This is a genomic window from Streptomyces sp. NPDC020965, assembly GCF_044333555.1.
GTDB lineage: Bacteria > Actinomycetota > Actinomycetes > Streptomycetales > Streptomycetaceae > Streptomyces.
On the sequence record NZ_JBIRRE010000023.1, the window covers coordinates 1 to 17195 of the forward strand.

A 17195-nucleotide genomic window follows, 5' to 3' on the forward strand; every position below is an offset into this window, starting at 1 on the left:
AGTTCGCCACCGTCGTGGAGGGGTTGTCGTTCGCGGCTCCCACCATTCCGGTGGTGTCGAATGTGTCGGGTGCGGTGGCGGATGCCGAGTTGTCGTCGCCGGGTTACTGGGTGCGGCATGTGCGTGAGGCGGTTCGTTTCGGTGCCGGGGTGGAGACCCTGCTCGGCGCTGGTGTGTCGTCGTTCCTGGAGATCGGTCCGGACGGTGTGCTGAGCGGGATGGCCCGTGGGTCGATCTCCGACGGCGCCGACGTTGGCTGTGTCCCCGTGATGCGCCGGGGCCGGGGTGAGGTGCGGGAGTTCCTCACCGGAATGTCCCGGATCGCCGTACGGGGAGTCCCCGTGAGCTGGGGTCCGCTGCTGGCGGGTGGTCGGCGGGTCGAGCTGCCGACGTACGCCTTCCAGCGTCGCCGGTTCTGGCTGGAGGCGGGGCACTCCGTCACGGACGCTTCGGGTCTGGGCCAGACGGCTGCCGGGCATCCGCTGATCGGTGCTGTGGTGAGTCTGGCCGGTGGTGACGGTGCCGTGCTGACCGGTCGGGTGTCGTTGAACACGCATCCCTGGCTGGGCGACCACCGGGTCGCGTCTTCGGTGGTGTTCCCGGGGACCGGGTTCGTCGAGCTGCTGATGCGCGCGGGCGACGAGGTCGGCTGCGGCCGGCTGGAGGAGCTGAACCAGGAGGCACCGCTCGTCGTACCCGACCGGGGCGCCGTCCAGATCCAGGTGACCGTGGAGGCCCCCAATGCTGTGGGAGAGCGACCGGTCGCGGTTTACTCGCGGCTGGAGGACACGGATACGGACGCCCCGTGGACCCGGCACGCCAGTGGTCTGCTGAGCCCAACCACCGCTTCGGCGGACTTCGACTTCACGGCATGGCCGCCGGCCGGTGCGGAGCCCCTCTCCGTCGACGGAATGTATGACCGCCCGGACTCGGGCCTGGTCTACGGTCCCCTGTTCCAGGGGCTGACGGCCGCCTGGCGCAAGGGCGATGAGGTGTACGCGGAGATCGAGCTGCCCGAGGGGGCGGCGGTCGACGCCGCCCGCTTCGGGATGCACCCCGCCCTCCTCGACGCCGCCCTCCACGCCCTCGGGTTCTCGGCCTCCTACGAGGACCAGGAGGAGGACGGCACCGTGGCCCGGCTGCCCTTCTCGTGGTCGGGGGTGTCGTTGTTTGCTTCGGGTGCTTCGGTGTTGCGGGTGTGTGTGCGTCATGTGGCGCGGGATCGGGTGTCGTTGTTGGTGGCTGATGGTGTGGGTGTGCCGGTTGCGGTGGTGGAGTCGTTGGTGTTGCGGGCGATTTCTGCTGGTGCGGTGGCGGTTGCTGGGGTGGGTTCGGGTGTGGGTGGTGGGTTGTTTGAGGTGGTGTGGTCTCCGGTTGTTGGTGTGAGGGGTGTGGATGTGTCGGGTGTGGTGGTGTTGGAGGCTGGTGTGGGTGTTGGTGGGGATGGGGTTTCGGTGGTGGGTGGTGTGTTGGAGGGTTTGCAGGGTGTGTTGGGTGGGGGTTCTGGTTCTCGTGTGGTGGTGGTGACGCGGGGTGCGGTTGGTTCTGGTGGTGTGGTGGATGTGTCGGGTGCGGGTGTGTGGGGGTTGGTGCGGTCGGTTCAGGCCGAGCATCCGGGTCGGTTGGTGTTGGTGGATGTGGGTGTTGAGGGTGATGTGGGTGTGGGTGTGGGGTTGGCTTTGGGTTCGGGTGAGGAGCAGGTGGTGGTGCGTGGGGGTGAGGTGTTTGTTCCTCGTTTGGCGCGGGTGAGTGTTGTGGCGGCGGATGTGGTGCCGGATGCGGGTGTTGATGGTGCCGATATCAGGGGTGGTTTGGGTGATGGTGTGGTGTTGGTGACGGGTGGTACGGGTGGGTTGGGTGCGTTGGTGGCGCGGCATGTGGTGGTGGAGCGTGGGGTGCGTCGTTTGGTGTTGGTGTCGCGTCGTGGGTTGGGTGCTCCGGGTGCGGTGGGGTTGGTGGCTGAGCTTGAGAGCTTGGGTGCTGTGGTGGAGGTGGTGGCGTGTGATGTGAGTGATCGTGTGGCGTTGGCGGGTGTGGTGGGGGGTATTGGGTCGGATCTTTCGGCTGTGGTGCATACGGCGGGTGTGGTGGATGACGGTGTGGTGGAGTCGATGTCGGTGGGTCGGGTGGCGTCGGTGTTTGGTCCGAAGGCGGATGCTGCGTGGTTTTTGCATGAGTTGACGCGTGACATGGGGCTGTCGGCGTTTGTGTTGTTCTCGTCGATGGCGGGGACGGTGGGTGGTGGTGGTCAGAGCAACTATGCGGCGGCGAATGCTTATTTGGATGGTTTGGCGGAGTATCGGCGTGGGTTGGGGCTGGCGGCGACATCCCTGGCCTGGGGACTCTGGGAAGACACCGCGAACGGCGGTATGACGGGCCACCTGGCCGAAGCCGACCGTACGCGGATGGCACGCGGGGGAGTCTTCCCTCTGGCGCTGGACGAGGGGATCGCACTCTTCGACGCCGCCCTCGCCACCGGAAAGGCGACACTCGTCCCCGTCCATCTGGACACCACCGCGCTGCGCGCACACGCTGACGAACTGCCCGCCCTCTTCCGTGACCTCGTCCGCGCGCCGAAGCGGCGCACGGCGGCGGAAGGCCGTGCGGCGGACTCCGCCGACGACCTCGCGGGCCGCCTCGCCGGCCTGGCCGCCGAGGCGCGCCGGCCGTTGGTGCTCGGTGTGGTTCGTGCGCAGGTCGCGCAGGTGCTGGGGTACGCCTCGGCGGATCTCGTGGAGCCGGAGCGCGCGTTCCAGGACCTCGGCTTCGATTCGCTGACGGCCGTCGAACTGCGCAACGGCCTCACGGCCGTCGCGGGGGTCCGCCTCCCGGCGACGCTCGTCTTCGACTATCCCTCGACCGACATCCTCACCGACTTCCTCCTCGCCGAACTCTCCGGCAAGGTCGCCGTGGCCGCGCCCCTCGCGCCGCTCGCCACCACCGGGCCGGTGCACGACGACCCGATCGTCGTCATCGGCATGGGCTGCCGCTACCCAGGCGGGGTCCGCTCGCCGGAGGACCTGTGGCGGCTGGTCGCCGATGGCCGGGATGCGATATCGGAGTTCCCGACCGACCGCGGCTGGGACCTCGACGCGCTGTACCACCCGGACCCGGACCACGCCGGGACCAGCTACACCCGCGAGGGCGGGTTCCTGCACGACGCGGCCGATTTCGACGCGGACTTCTTCGGGATCTCGCCGCGTGAGGCCATCGTCATGGACCCGCAGCAGCGGCTGCTCCTTGAGACGTCCTGGGAGGCGTTCGAGCAGGCCGGCATCGTGCCCGCCGACCTCAAGGGCACCCAGACCGGCGTCTTCGCCGGAGTGATGTACCACGACTACGGCACCCGAATCGTTGACATTCCCGAGGGGGCCGAAGGCTATCTGGGCACCGGCATCTCCGGCAGCGTCGTCTCCGGCCGGGTCGCGTACACCCTGGGTCTGGAGGGCCCGGCGGTCACGATCGACACCGCCTGCTCCTCCTCGCTCGTCGCCCTGCATTCCGCCGCGCACGCCCTGCGCCAGGGTGAGTGCTCCATGGCCATCGCCGGTGGTGTCACCGTCATGGCGGGCCCCGACACCTTCATCGACTTCAGCAGGCAGCGCGGTCTGGCCACGAACGGTCGCTGCAAGGCGTTCTCGGCGGACGCCGACGGCACCGGCTGGGGCGAGGGCGTCGGCGTCCTGGTCCTGGAGCGGTTGTCGGACGCGCGGAAGAACGGGCACGAGGTACTCGCGGTCATCCGTGGTTCGGCGCTGAACCAGGACGGTGCGAGTAACGGTCTGACGGCGCCGAACGGTCCTTCGCAGCAGCGGGTGATCCGCCAGGCACTGGCCAGCGCCGGTCTGACGACGTCGGACGTCGACGCGGTCGAGGCGCACGGCACCGGCACCACGCTCGGTGACCCGATCGAGGCCCAGGCGGTGCTGGCCACCTACGGCCAGGATCGCGCCGCGGACCAGCCGCTCTGGCTCGGCTCGGCCAAGTCGAACTTCGGTCACACCCAGGCCGCCGCCGGTGTCGCCGGTGTGATCAAGATGGTGATGGCCATCCGGAACGGCGTGCTGCCGAAGACGCTGCATGTGTCGGAACCTTCGACACATGTGGATTGGTCCGCCGGCGCCGTGGAACTGCTGGCGGAGGCCCGGGAGTGGCCGGCGACCGGTCGTCCGCGCCGCGCCGGTGTGTCGTCGTTCGGTGTGAGCGGTACGAACGCGCACGTCATCGTCGAGCAGGCCCCCACCGAGGAGCAGGCCCCCGCGGGCGCGCCTGCCCCGACGGACGCGCCCGCCGGCACTCCGGTGCCCTGGATCGTCTCCGGACGGACCGCCGACTCACTGCGCGACCAGGCCCGCCGTCTGCTGGAGCACCTCGACCGGAACGGCGACCTCGACCCGCAGGACGTCGCGCGGGCCCTCCTCACCACCCGTACCCGCTTCCACCACCGTGCCGCCGTTGTGGCGACCGAGCGACAGGACATCGTCGCGGCGCTCGAAGCACTCGCCGACGGCCGGCCCGTGAGCGGTCTGGTTCAGGGGACGGCCACCACCATGGCGAAGTCCGCGTTCCTGTTCACGGGGCAGGGTGCGCAGCGGGTCGGCATGGGTCGGGAACTCGCGGCCCAATTCCCGGTGTTTGCGGCGTCTCTTGAGCAGACGTGTGGTCTGTTGGAGCGTGCCGGGGTTGCGGTGCGTGAGGTGTTGTTCGCCGAGGAGGGTTCGGCCGAGGCCGCCCTGCTGACCCGTACCGTGTATGCGCAGGCTGCGTTGTTCGCCGTCGAGGTGGCGCTGTTCCGGTTGGTGGAGTCGTTCGGTGTGGTGCCGGACTTTGTCGCCGGGCATTCGGTGGGTGAGATCGCTGCCGCGCATGTCGCGGGGGTGTTCTCGCTTGAGGATGCGGTGTCTCTGGTGGCGGCTCGTGGTCGGTTGATGGATGCGCTGCCGGAGGGTGGGGCGATGGTGGCGGTGCAGGCCACCGAGGAGGATGTGCTTGCCCTCCTGGAGGGGGTGGAGGACGCCTCCATCGCCGCGATCAACGGCCCCGACGCCGTGGTCGTCTCCGGCACCGAGGCCGGTGTCGCCCGCGTAGTGGACGTACTCCGGGAGCGGGGTGCGAAGACCAAGCGGCTCGACGTCAGCCACGCCTTCCACTCACCGCTGATGGAGCCGATGCTCGCCGACTTCGCACGGGTGGTCGCGGATCTGTCCTATGAGGACCCCGCGATCCCGGTGGTGTCGAATGTGTCGGGGTCGATGGCGGACGGTGAGCTGTCGACGCCGGGTTACTGGGTGCGGCATGTTCGTGAGGCGGTTCGTTTCGGTGCCGGGGTGGAGACCCTGCTCGGCGCTGGTGTGTCGTCGTTCCTGGAGATCGGTCCGGACGGTGTGCTGAGCGGGATGGCCCGCACGTCCGTACCTGAGGGTGCGGATGTGGAGTGCGCGCCGCTGATGCGCCGGGACCGCGCCGAGGTGCGGGAGTTCCTGACCGGTCTCTCCCGGATCGCCGTACGCGGTGTCCCGGTGAGCTGGTCCCCCCTCGTGGCGGGGGGCCGGCGGGTCGAGCTGCCGACGTACGCCTTCCAGCGTCGCCGGTTCTGGCTCGACGCCGGACACTCGGTCACGGACGCTTCGGGTCTGGGCCAGACCGCCGCGGAGCACCCCTTGGTGGGTGCCGTGGTGGGTCTGGCCGGTGGCGATGGTGTGGTGCTGACCGGTCGGGTGTCGTTGCACACCCACCCCTGGTTGGCGGATCACCAGGTCGCGGGGGTGACGCTGCTTCCGGGTACGGGCTTTGTGGAGCTGGCGGTCCGTGCCGGTGACGAGGTCGGCTGTGGCCGGCTGGAGGAACTGACGCTGGAGGCCCCGCTGGTCGTGCCCGACCGGGGCGCCGTCCAGCTCCAGGTCGTCGTCGGCGCACTGGAGACGTCCGGCGTCCGTACCGTCAGCGTCTACTCCCGCGCCGAGGACACCGACAACCCCGACACCCCCTGGACCCGGCACGCCAGTGGTGCCCTCGGCACGGCGGCCGACCCGGCCGACTTCGACCTCACCGCCTGGCCGCCGGCCGGAACCGAGGCCGTCGAGATCGGGGACTTCTACGGCGAACTGGCCGCCACACCCGACGGTCTGGTCTACGGTCCGCTGTTCCAGGGGCTGACGGCCGCCTGGCGCAAGGGCGATGAGGTGTACGCGGAGATCGAGCTGCCCGAGGGCGCGGCGGTCGACGCCGCCCGCTTCGGGATGCACCCCGCCCTCCTCGACGCCGCCCTCCACGCCGTCGGACTCTCGAACGACGCCGACGCCGACGCGGGCACGGCACAGGAGGACGGCACCGTGGCCCGGCTCCCCTTCGCCTGGTCCGGTGTGACGCTCCACCGCTCCGGCGCGACCCGGCTGCGGCTCTCCGTACGGCCCACCGGAGGCGACAGCTACCACCTGCGGATCGCCGACGCGGTCGGCGCGCCCGTCGCGACCGTCGGGGAACTGCTGCTGCGCGGTATCAGCGCCGAGCAGCTCGCGCGGGCCGGCACCGACCGCCCGGACGCGCTCTTCCGGCTGGAGTGGGAGGCGCTGCGCGGCGACGGGGCGACCACCGCGGGGGAGTGGGCGCTGCTCGGAGGGGACCCGTACGGTCTCGCTCCGGCCCGTGCCGTCCCGTACGGCGATCTCGACGCCCTGGCGGCCGAGGCCGAGGGCGGCACGCCGCCCGAGGTCGTCCTGCTGCCCCTGACAGTGCCCGCCGGCGAAGAGCCGGACGCGGGCGAGCGGGCCGCGCACCGGGCGCTGCGCGCGGTGCGGTCCTGGCTCGCCGACGACCGGTTCGCGGCTGCGACCCTCGTCCTGATGACCAGGGGCGCGCTGGCGGCGACCCCCGGCGATGAGGTCACCGATGTGGCGGGCGCCGAGGTCTGGGGCCTCGTACGGTCGGCGCAGACCGAGCACCCCGGCCGGTTCGTCCTGGTCGACTCGGACGGTTCCGAGGCGTCCGCGCGGGCGCTCCCGGCCGCCGTGGCGAGCGGTGAGCCACAGCTCGCACTGCGCGCGGGTACCGTCAACGCGGCCCGGCTGGGCCGCGTGGAGCGGGCCGGGGCGGAGGCCGTGGCCACGTTCGATCCCGAGCGGACCGTCCTGATCACCGGGGGTACGGGCGCGCTCGCCGGCCAACTCGCCCGGCATCTCGCCCGTGCGTACGGCGTCCGGCATCTGCTGCTCGCCGGGCGGCGCGGCCCGAGCGCCCCCCACGCGGCGGAGCTGGTCGCCGAGCTGGCCGAACTGGGCGCCCTGGCCGAGGTCGTGGCCTGCGATGTGGCCGACCGTGAGGCGCTGACCGCCCTGCTGGCCGCGGTCCCCGCCGACCGGCCGCTGGGTGCCGTCGTGCACACGGCGGGGGTCCTGGACGACGGGCTCGTGGAGTCCCTCACGCCCGAGCGGCTCGACGCGGTGCTCCGCCCGAAGGCGACCGCGGCCCTCCTGCTCGACGAACTGACCCGTGACGCCGACCTGACGGCGTTCGTGCTCTTCTCCTCCGCCGCGGGCACCCTCGGCAGCCCCGGTCAGGCCAACTACGCGGCGGCCAACGCCGGTCTCGACGCGCTCGCCGTCCGGCGACGCGGCCAGGGGCTGCCCGGTCTGTCGCTCGGCTGGGGCCTGTGGCAGGCGGACGGCGGTATGGGCGGCGCGCTCAGCGGCGGCGACCAGGCGCGTATCGCCCGTGGTGGTGTCGCCGCGCTCACGACCGACCACGGTCTGGCGCTCTTCGACACCGCCTGCGCCGGTCCGGACGCCGTCGTACTGCCGATGCTGCTGGACCTGCGACCGCAGGACGACGTACCGCATCTGCTGCGGTCCCTGGTGAGCGCGCGCCGCAAGGGCGCGTCGGCGGGAGCCCGCCACGAGGGTCCGGCCGAGCTGCGGCGCAGGCTCGCCGCCGCGACGCCCGACGAGCGGTACGAACACCTCCTCGGCCTGGTCCGCTCGTGCACCGCCGTGGTGCTGGGGCACCGGGGCCCGCAGGACGTCGATCCCGGGGTCGGGTTCCTGGAGTCCGGTTTCGACTCGCTGACCGCGATGGAGCTGCGCAACCAGCTCAACGAGGCCACCGGTCTGCGGCTCGCGGCCACCGTCGTCTTCGACCACACCACCCCCGCAGATCTGGCGCGGCACCTGGTCGACGGAGTGGCCGACACGGTCGCCGCCGCACCGGGCCAGCAGCCGGCGCCGCGGTCGGACGACGAAGCGGACACCCTGAGCGGGCTGTTCCGTACGGCGGTACGGGCCGGTCAGGTGACGAAGGGCGTCGATCTGCTACGGGCCGTGGCCGAGCTGCGCCCGGCCTTCCACAGCGCCGACGAACTGGGCGACGATCTGCCGGTGCCGGTACGGCTCGCCCAGGGCCCGAGTGCCGCGCGGCTGTTCTGCTTCGCCTCGCCGATGGCGATGGGCGGCACGCACCAGTACGCCAGGCTGGCGGCGCACTTCCGGGGCGTACGCGAGGTCTCGGCGCTCCCCATGCCCGGATTCGCGACGGGAGACCTGCTGCCGGCGACGGCCGAAGCCGTCGTGGAGGTCTTCGGCCGGAGCCTCCTGCGGGCGGCCGGGGACGAGCCGTTCGTCCTCCTCGGCTACTCGGCTGGCGGTGTCTTCGCCCACGCGGTGGCCGCCTGGCTGGAGTCCGAAGGGTGCGCGCCAGCCGCCGTGGTGCTGCTGGACAGCTACCGCGCGGACGGTGGCACCAGCATGGACGGCGACTTCTGGGTGAGCATGGTGGAGGGCCTGTTCTCGCGGGAAGAGGTCTTCGGACGGTTCACCAGCGCCCGGCTGTCGGCGATGGGCCGGTACGCGCGGCTCGTCGGCGAGGTCAAGACGGGTGAGGTGAAGGCGCCGGTGCTCTTCGTCCGCCCGGAGCGGTCGCTGAGCGCGAGCGCCGACGCGGGCGGAGTCGGGGGCGGGGACGCCGGGGCCGCTGCCGCCACGGATGACTGGCGGGCCTCGTGGGACACGGCCGAGACGGTGCTGGAGGTGGCGGGCGACCACTTCGACATCATCGAGAGCCAGGCCGCCGCGACCGCCGACGCCGTGGAGGGATGGCTCGCGGACCGGGTCTGACCCGTCTCCCCATCAGCCGGTCGAGCGCCGGAGGACATCGCCGAGGGCCGACCCCGCACAGGGGCCGGCCCTCGGCCGTAGGTACGGGTGGGACGCGTACCCGCCGTCCGCATCGCGTGCCTTGCTCGTACCGCGACCTGCTCGTACCGTGACCTGCTCGTACCGTGACCCCTGCCTGTACGCGCCCTGCCCGCACTGCGATCCTGCCCGCACTGCGATCCTGCCCGTACGCGCCGTGCCCGTACGCCCCCTGCCCATACCGCACTTGTCCGTACGCGCCCCGCCTCCCGTACGAGCGCGCCCGGGAACAGCATTCCCGTACGACGTCAGGGGCGGTGCGGCGAGGATCCCGGCCCGGAAGCCGTTGTCCTTGCCGCACCGCCCCTGACGGTGCTGAGCGCGTCAGCCTATGGCTGTCGCACCCCCACGAAGACACCGCGGTCGACATACCCGTCGGGCAGGTACTCCACCGAGCACCCGGCCGCGCGGAACGCCTCCTCGTACTCGTCCTTGGAGAACAGCGACAGCTCCTGTTCGTCCACGAAGTGCCGTACGGGATCGTCGCCGCTCGTCACCAGGTAGTGCATCTCCACATGGCTGCGCCCGGCCCGGGTGGTCCAGCGGCCCATGCGGACCACCTTGCCGCCCTCGTTCTCGAAGCTCGCCTCCACCAGATCGCCGCCGTTCCAACTGTCCCGCAGAATCCACGGCTCGACGATCAGCACCCCGCCGGGACGCAGATGGTGGGCCATGTTCTTCAGGGCGGCGAACAGACCGTCCAGGGTCTCCAGATAGCCGACGGAGCTGTACATCGAACAGATCACGTCGAAGCTCCGGTCGAGCCCGAAGGTGCGCATATCGCCCTCGTGGACCGGCACCCCCGGCAGCTTGGCCTCGGCGACCCGGACCATCGGCGCCGACAGGTCCACACCGGTGACGGCGAAATCGTCTCTCAGCAGCGCGAGGTGCTCGCCGGTGCCACAGCCCACATCGAGCAGATCGGCCGCTCCGGGGTTGCGTTCGAGCGCCAGCTCGCGGATGCGGGCGGCCTCACCGGCGTAGTCCTTGTGCCGCCGATAGATGTCGTCATAGACGCGCGCGAAGTCCTCTTCGTACATGAAGGAGTCACCTGGCCGGGGTTCGGGCACTGACACAGCGCCGGATGATGTCGCAGACCTGATCGATCTCCGACGGCCCGACGGTGGTACCCGTCGGGAGGGCGAGCACGCGCTCGGCCAGTGCCTCCGCGTGCGGCAGAGGGTGTGGCGCGTGCCGGGCGGGGTCGCTCAGATAGGGCTCCACCTGATGGCAACTGGGGTGGAAGTAGCGGCGCGAGAGGACGTTCTGGGCGATGAGGGCGGTGTGCACCTCGTCGCGGTGGATACCCGCCACTGCGGCGTCGATCTCGATCACCAGATACTGGTGGTTGGCGCGCTCGCCCTCGGCCTGACCGCGTACCCAGACACCGGGCAGCCCGTCCAGGCCCTTCTCGTAGCGGCCGTGGTTGATCCGGTTGGCCTCCATGAGGCTGTCCATCACCTCCAGCGAGGTGAGACCCATGGCCGCCGCTGCTTCGTTCATCTTGGCGTTGGTCCCGCCGGAGCGGATCTCACCGGCGCTGGTGATGCCGAAGTTGCGCAGCTCGCGGCAGCGCTCGGCGAACTCGGCGTCCCGGGTGACGATCGCGCCGCCCTCGAAGCTGTTGACGAACTTGGTCGCGTGGAAGCTGTACACCTCCGCCGTGCCGAAGCCGCCGACGGGGCGGCCCTTGTAGGTGCAGCCGATGGCGTGCGCGGAGTCGAACAGCAGCGGCAGTCCGTGCCGGCCGGCGATCTCCTCCAGCTCGTCCACCTCGCAGGGGCGGCCGAAGACGTGCACGCCCATGATGCCGCGGGTGCGCGGGCCGATCAGCGCCTCGACCTTGGTCCAGTCGATGTTTCCGGTCGTCTCGTCGGCGTCGCAGAAGACGGGGACGATTCCGATCCAGTCCAGTGCCGCCGCGGTGGCCACCCAGGTGAAGGCCGGGACGATGACCTCGTCGCCACCCCGGATTCCCGCGGCCTTCGCCGCCACCTGGAGCCCGATCGTGGCGTTGCACACCGCGACGCAGTGGTCGACACCGGCGACCTCGGCGAGTCTCTCCTCGAATTCTCGGACCAGCGGACCATTGGTGAGATAGAGCCGGTCGAGTGCTCCCTCCAGTCTCTCCGTCAGGCGGGCACGACTGCCTATATTGGGTCGCCCGACATGCAACGGCTCGCGGAACACAGGGGAATCAGTCACCTGTTCATCGTTCCGTTCACCCGCCCCTAGCCTCAACCCCTGCGGGCATGGGCGCGCCCCAGTAGGGGCCGCCGCCAGCCCCTAACCACCCCCCTATGCGGTCCCACTGCTGCTGACGCGGCGGCCTCCGCGCGACTAGCGTCGGCGCCGTCTGCCACTGAGTTCACCATGGCCAGCCGCCCCAATGGAGATTTCCATGACCGAGACGCTGTCGACTCTTCCGCCCACCCACACCGGCGACGAGTCGCTCGCGGTCCGTATCGCCAAGTCGGTGAGTGTCGTCGACGACGGGGCGCTGCACAGCCTCGACGAATTCCACGACTGGTTCGCCGCCAGAGGGCAGCGGACCGCACATGTCGAGAGAGTGCCGCTCGACGAACTCACCGGCTGGAGCTCCGATCCCGTGACCGGGAACATCGGGCACGACAGTGGGAAGTTCTTCAGTGTGCAGGGGCTCTCCGTCGAACTGCCCGGTGCGCCGGTGCCCGCCTGGGCGCAGCCCATCATCAATCAGCCCGAGATCGGGATCCTGGGGATTCTGATCAAGGAATTCAACGGTGTTCTGCACTGTCTGATGCAGGCGAAGCTGGAGCCGGGGAACCGCAACGGCCTCCAGCTCTCCCCGACGGTGCAGGCGACCCGGAGCAACTACACCCGGGTGCACCAGGGCAACCCCGTCCCGTACGTGGGCTACTTCCAGGACACCTCGGCGAACCGGGTGATCACCGACGCGCTCCAGTCCGAACAGGGCTCGTGGTTCTACCAGAAGCGCAACCGGAACATGGTCGTCGAGACCGAGGCGGAGATCGAGCAGCACGAGGCGTTCATGTGGCTGACCATCGGTCAGCTGCACCGCCTCCTTGCGATCGACGACCTGATCAACATGGACACCCGTACGGTGCTGTCGTGTCTGCCCTTCTCCGGTGCGCAGCTCGCCGAGCAGCTCCCGGGCACCGGCGGCGATCTGCGGATGCCGATCCTGCGCTCGTGCAGCGAGGACCAGGGCAGTCTGCACACCACCGGGGACCTGCTGAGCTGGATCACTGACGCTCGTACCCGCAACGAGGTGCGCACCCGGCTGACGCCGCTGCGCGACGTGGCGGGCTGGCGGCGCACCCCGGACGCGATCACGCACGACACGGGTCGGTTCTTCGACGTGATGGCCGTGCGCATCGAGACCGACGGGGACCGCGAGGTCCGCCAGTGGACCCAGCCGATGATCGCGCCGGCCGGGATCGGCATCGTGGCGTTCCTGGTCAAGCGGATCGACGGGGTGCTGCACGTGCTGGCGCACGCCCGGGTCGAGCCGGGCTATCTCGATGTCGTGGAGCTGTCGCCCACGGTCATGTGCACGCCCGGCAACTACGAGGGCCTGCCCGCCGCCGCCCGGCCGCCGTTCCTCGGCGAGGTGCTCTCGGCCCGTCCCGAGCAGGTCCGCTTCGAGACGATCCTCTCCGAGGAGGGCGGCCGGTTCTACCACGCGCAGAACCGGTACATCATCGTCGAGTCCGATATCGACGTGGCGCCGGAACTGTCCTCGGAGTACCGCTGGATGGCGCTCCACCAGATGGTCGGCCTGCTGCGGCACAGCCACTACGTCAACGTCCAGGCCCGCAGTCTCATCGCGTGCCTGCACAGCCTCTCGGGGGCGCAGGGGCGGAACTGACCCGCGCCCTCCCCGGATCTCCTCCCGCTCTCCCCGGCCCTGAAAGGGTGACGATGCTCTACCGGCAGCTCGGACGTACGGCACTGAAGGTCAGCCCGCTCTGTCTGGGCACCCTCAACCTCGGCGTCCGTACCACCCGTGACGAGGCGTTCGCCCTCATGGACGAGGCCCTGGAGCAGGGCATCAACTTCTTCGACACCGCCAACCAGTACGGCTGGCAGGTCCACAAGGGCCTGACGGAGGAGATCATCGGAGAGTGGTTCGCACAGGGCGGCGGCCGGCGCGAGCGCGTGGTCCTGGGCACCAAGGTCTGCAACCCGATGAGCGATCTGCCCAACGACCAGGGGCTGTCGGCGCGGCACATCATCGCCTCCTGCGAGGACTCGCTACGGCGGCTGCGCACCGACTGGATCGATGTCTACCAGCTCCACAACATCGACCCGACGGCGTCCTGGGACGAGGTGTGGCAGGCCATGGAGACCCTGGTGCACCAGGGCAAGATCCGTTACGTGGGGTCGTCCAACTTCGCGGGCTGGCATCTGGCCGACGCGCAGGCCGCGGCGGCCCGCCGTAACTTCCTCGGACTCGTGTCGGAGCAGTGCTGCTACAACCTGGCGACCAGGTACGTGGAGATGGAGGTCGTCCCCGCCGCGCGGGCGCACGGCATCGGAGTGCTGGCCTGGTCGCCGCTGCACGGCGGTCTGCTGAGCGGGGCGCTGCGCAAGCTGGACGAGGGGACGGCGGTGAAGACGGCCCAGGGCCGTGCGCAGGTCGCGCTGCGGACCATGCGGGACACCGTCGAGCAGTACGAGAAGCTGTGCGAGAGCATCTCCGCCGACCCGTCCCAGGTCGCCCTGGCCTGGCTGCTGTCCCGGCCGGGTCTCACGGCCGCCGTCATCGGCCCGCGCACCACCGGGCACCTGGCGAGCGCGCTGGAGACCCTGGACATGACGCTGCCCGAGGACATCCTGGCGCCGCTGGACGAACTCTTCCCGCCGATCGGCAACGGTCAGCCGGCGCCGGCCACCTGGCTCGCCTGACGGGCGGGACGACTTCCCCGGCCGGTCACCCACGAGCGTGTCACCGGCCGGGGGGCACCAGCGGTCGGGAGCCCTGACAACGGGCACCGCCACTGGTGCCGGACCCGAACAACGACCGCGTCCCGGCCGTTCCCACCCCTGACACGGAGCAGTCCCCACATGCCGCCTCATGTCCGCCCGATGCCCGACATCACATCCGAACGGCTCCCGGACCAGGACCACCACCTGCCCGCCGAGCGTGCCCGGCCCGTGCTGATCAGCAGCGTCGCCTCCGACTCGCACACCTGGAACCTGGTCTTCCTCCAACTGCTGATCGAGGAGCTGGGACACGAGGTCATCAACCTCGGTCCCTGCGTGCCCGACGAACTGCTCATCGCCGAGTGCCGTGACCGCCGCCCCGGCCTCGTCGTCATCAGCACCGTCAACGGCCACGGCTACCAGGACGGGCTACGGGTGATCGGGAAACTGCGCGCCTGCGAGGACCTCGCGAACATCCCCGTCGTCATCGGCGGGAAGCTCGGCGTCTCGGGCCCGGGTCAGTCGTACGCGGCCGAGTTGGCCGGCGCCGGGTTCGACGCGGTGTTCCCCGACGGGGCGGAGGCCGTGTCCTCCTTCACCAGATACGTCGAGAAGCTCCCGCAGCGAGTAGTGTCTTGACCGGATTCGGCGCCTACGTCCGCTCCGTCCACCGGCGCGGCGAACTCGTCGTCCAGCCGCGGATGGGATTCAGCGGTACGGCCGAGATGCGCGCCGGTCTCGCCGCGACCCGGGCGGCGGACGCGGCCACGGTCGGCACCATCACCCTGGACAGCTACACCCGGGTCGGGGAACTCGCCGCAGCCGAGGAGGCACTCCGCTCCGGCATCGCCCTCAACGGCTACCCCATCGTCACCTACGACGAATCCACCACCCGTGAACTCCTCGCCGGGATCGCGGGTGAGGACTTCCCCGTTCAGATCCGGCACGGGTCGGCGACCCCCCTGCACATCTTCGGCGCGCTGACCCGCGCGGGCCTGGACGCCACCGAGGGCGGCCCCGTCTCCTACTGCCTGCCCTACGGCCGGATTCCGCTGGAACAGTCGGTGACCAACTGGACCCGCTGCTGCGAGGAGTTCGCCCGGCTGCGCGAGCTGGGCCGTGAACCGCATCTGGAGACCTTCGGCGGCTGCATGCTCGGGCAGCTCTGCCCGCCCAGCCAGCTCGTCGCCATCAGCATGCTCGAAGCGCTCTTCTTCCACCAGCACGGCATTCGCAGCATCTCCCTCAGCTACGCCCAGCAGACCCATCAGGGACAGGACGAGGAAGCCGTGCTGGCGCTGCGCCGGCTCCACCGCGAACTGCTGCCCGATGCCGACTGCCACATCGTCATCTACGCCTACATGGGGGTCTATCCGACCACCCCCGAGGGGGCCCACGCACTGCTGGGCCGGGCCGCCGAACTCGCCGTCGCCACCGGGGCCGAGCGGCTCATCGTCAAGACCGCGGCCGAGGCCCACCGCATCCCCACCATCGGGGAGAACGTGGCGGCCCTGGAGCACGCGGCCACCGTGTCCCGCGCCGCCCGCCGGGCCACCGCGCTCCCGGCCGGTCACTCCGCTGCGCCCGCTGCCACCGACCCCACCGCCGCGCTCACGGCCCGACCCGGTACGTACGCGGACGGATCCGCCGCGCTCACAGCGGGCCCCGGCGCCGCCGCGGACGGCTCCACCGACTCCGCCGTCTACGCGGAGGCCCGCGCCCTCATCGAAGCCGTCATGAACTGCGGACCGGATGTCGGCACCGCACTGTTCCGCGCTTTCAAGAGGGGATACCTGGACATCCCCTACTGCCTCCACCCCGACAACATGGGCCGCAGCCGGAGTTACATCGACGACACCGGGCGGCTGCAATGGGCGGAGACCGGAATGCTGCCCCTGGGGAATGCCAGAAAAAGCGGAACAGGCCGCTCGGTATCGTCAACCGATCTGATATCGGCCCTTTCCTTCGTGCAGCGGACCTATGACCAACTGGCATTTCCGGAATCCCGGGAGCCGCTCCGGATACCCCGGCAGCAGCGCCCCTAGGGGTGGCTAGGGGGCGGATAGGGGACGGCTGGAGCGGCGCTCTCCCCTAGCATGAGCGACGTAATCGAACCGTGAGGTGGTGTGAATGTCCAAGCCCCCGAGTGCCAAGGGGACTGTGCCGTTCGGTCAATACCGGACGTGGTATCGGGTAACGGGCGATCTGCATTCCGGTAAACCACCGGTGGTGCTGTTGCACGGTGGTCCCGGCTCCACCCACGACTACCTGCTGGCCATGACCTCCCTCACCGAAGCCGGCTGGCCCGTCGTCCACTACGACCAGCTCGGCAACGGCGGATCCACCCACCTCCCCGAGAAGGGCGAGGACTTCTGGACCGTCCAGCTCTTCGAGGACGAACTGGACAACCTCCTCAACCAGCTCGGCATAGCCGGCGACTACGTGCTCTTCGGCCAGTCCTGGGGCGGGATGCTCGGCTCGGTGCACGCCGCCCGCCGCCCCGCCGGACTGCGCGGCCTCGTCGTCGCCAACGCACCCGCCTCCATGAAGATCTGGCTCCAGGAGATGGCGCGGCTGCGCGCACTGCTCCCGCCCGACGTGCAGGAGACCCTCCTCAAGCACGAGGCGGCGCGGACCACGGACACCGAGGAGTACTTCCACGCCATGCGGGCCTTCTACGACCGGCACGTCTGCCGGATCGTGCCCTGGCCCCGGGACTTCGCCGCCACCTTCATGGAGATCTACAACGACCCGACGGTCTACACGACCATGAACGGGCCGAACGAGTTCCATGTGATCGGCACCCTGCGCGACTGGTCCGTCGAGGACTGCCTGCCCGACATCCAGGTGCCCACCATGGTCCTCATCGGCCGTCATGACGAGGCCACCCCCGCGACCGTCAAGCCCTTCCTCGACCTCGTGCCCGACGTCCGGTACGAGGTGCTGGAGAACTCCAGCCACGTACCGCACCTGGAGGAGCCCGAGCGGTTCCACGAGGTGATGATCGACTACCTCGAAAGCCTGGTGTGAACGCGACCGTGGAGACGACACAGCACGACGTCGAGGGGACCGGCGCGGCCGGCG

The 17195-nt window shown here is 70.3% G+C and carries 8 protein-coding genes; 6 read left to right on the forward strand and 2 right to left on the reverse strand.

Annotated elements, in window-relative coordinates; all coding sequences use genetic code 11:
* Positions 1–53 precede the first annotated feature (53 nt).
* On the forward strand, positions 54–9104 hold the full coding sequence (locus ACH4S7_RS36330) for an SDR family NAD(P)-dependent oxidoreductase (protein ID WP_398525708.1): 9051 nt from the start codon (positions 54–56) through the stop codon (positions 9102–9104).
* Positions 9105–9511: 407 nt separating this feature from the next.
* Here the strand turns inward: ACH4S7_RS36330 and ACH4S7_RS36335 are convergent, their stop codons facing one another.
* Positions 9512–10222: a class I SAM-dependent methyltransferase gene (locus tag ACH4S7_RS36335; RefSeq protein WP_398525709.1), complete on the reverse strand. Its 711-nt coding sequence runs from the start codon at positions 10220–10222 to the stop codon at positions 9512–9514.
* Between the two features lie 7 nt (positions 10223–10229).
* The gene (locus tag ACH4S7_RS36340) at positions 10230–11387 is read right to left on the reverse strand and encodes an aminotransferase class I/II-fold pyridoxal phosphate-dependent enzyme (protein WP_398525710.1); all 1158 of its coding nucleotides are present in this window, start codon (positions 11385–11387) and stop codon (positions 10230–10232) included.
* A gap of 196 nt (positions 11388–11583) precedes the next feature.
* On the opposite strand from ACH4S7_RS36340, the gene ACH4S7_RS36345 reads away from it, so the two are divergent.
* The 5 genes from ACH4S7_RS36345 to ACH4S7_RS36365 all read left to right on the forward strand — a co-directional run bounded on the left by ACH4S7_RS36345 (position 11584) and on the right by ACH4S7_RS36365 (position 17141).
* Complete coding sequence (locus ACH4S7_RS36345) at positions 11584–13053, forward strand: NDP-hexose 2,3-dehydratase family protein (protein ID WP_398525711.1); 1470 nt, start codon at positions 11584–11586, stop codon at positions 13051–13053.
* Between the two features lie 53 nt (positions 13054–13106).
* Positions 13107–14093 carry an aldo/keto reductase gene (locus ACH4S7_RS36350; RefSeq protein WP_398525720.1) on the forward strand — a complete coding sequence of 329 codons (987 nt, stop codon included), beginning with the start codon at positions 13107–13109 and terminating at the stop codon, positions 14091–14093.
* 180 nt (positions 14094–14273) lie between these two features.
* Positions 14274–14750: a cobalamin B12-binding domain-containing protein gene (locus tag ACH4S7_RS36355; RefSeq protein WP_398525712.1), complete on the forward strand. Its 477-nt coding sequence runs from the start codon at positions 14274–14276 to the stop codon at positions 14748–14750.
* The gene (locus ACH4S7_RS36360; protein ID WP_398525713.1) at positions 14747–16156 is read left to right on the forward strand and encodes a methylaspartate mutase; all 1410 of its coding nucleotides are present in this window, start codon (positions 14747–14749) and stop codon (positions 16154–16156) included. Before ACH4S7_RS36355 ends, ACH4S7_RS36360 begins: the two co-directional genes overlap by 4 nt.
* Positions 16157–16241: 85 nt before the next feature.
* The gene (locus ACH4S7_RS36365) at positions 16242–17141 is read left to right on the forward strand and encodes a proline iminopeptidase-family hydrolase (RefSeq protein ID WP_398525714.1); all 900 of its coding nucleotides are present in this window, start codon (positions 16242–16244) and stop codon (positions 17139–17141) included.
* Positions 17142–17195: the final 54 nt, after the last annotated feature.

Excerpts from the sequence above, each read along its gene's own strand:
- ACH4S7_RS36335 (WP_398525709.1), bottom strand. The coding sequence starts at position 10,222 with ATGTACGAAGAGGACTTCGCGCGCGTCTATGACGACATCTATCGGCGG.
- ACH4S7_RS36345 (WP_398525711.1), top strand. The coding sequence starts at position 11,584 with ATGACCGAGACGCTGTCGACTCTTCCGCCCACCCACACCGGCGACGAG.
- ACH4S7_RS36350 (WP_398525720.1), top strand. The coding sequence starts at position 13,107 with ATGCTCTACCGGCAGCTCGGACGTACGGCACTGAAGGTCAGCCCGCTC.
- ACH4S7_RS36355 (WP_398525712.1), top strand. The coding sequence starts at position 14,274 with ATGCCCGACATCACATCCGAACGGCTCCCGGACCAGGACCACCACCTG.
- ACH4S7_RS36365 (WP_398525714.1), top strand. The coding sequence starts at position 16,242 with ATGTCCAAGCCCCCGAGTGCCAAGGGGACTGTGCCGTTCGGTCAATAC.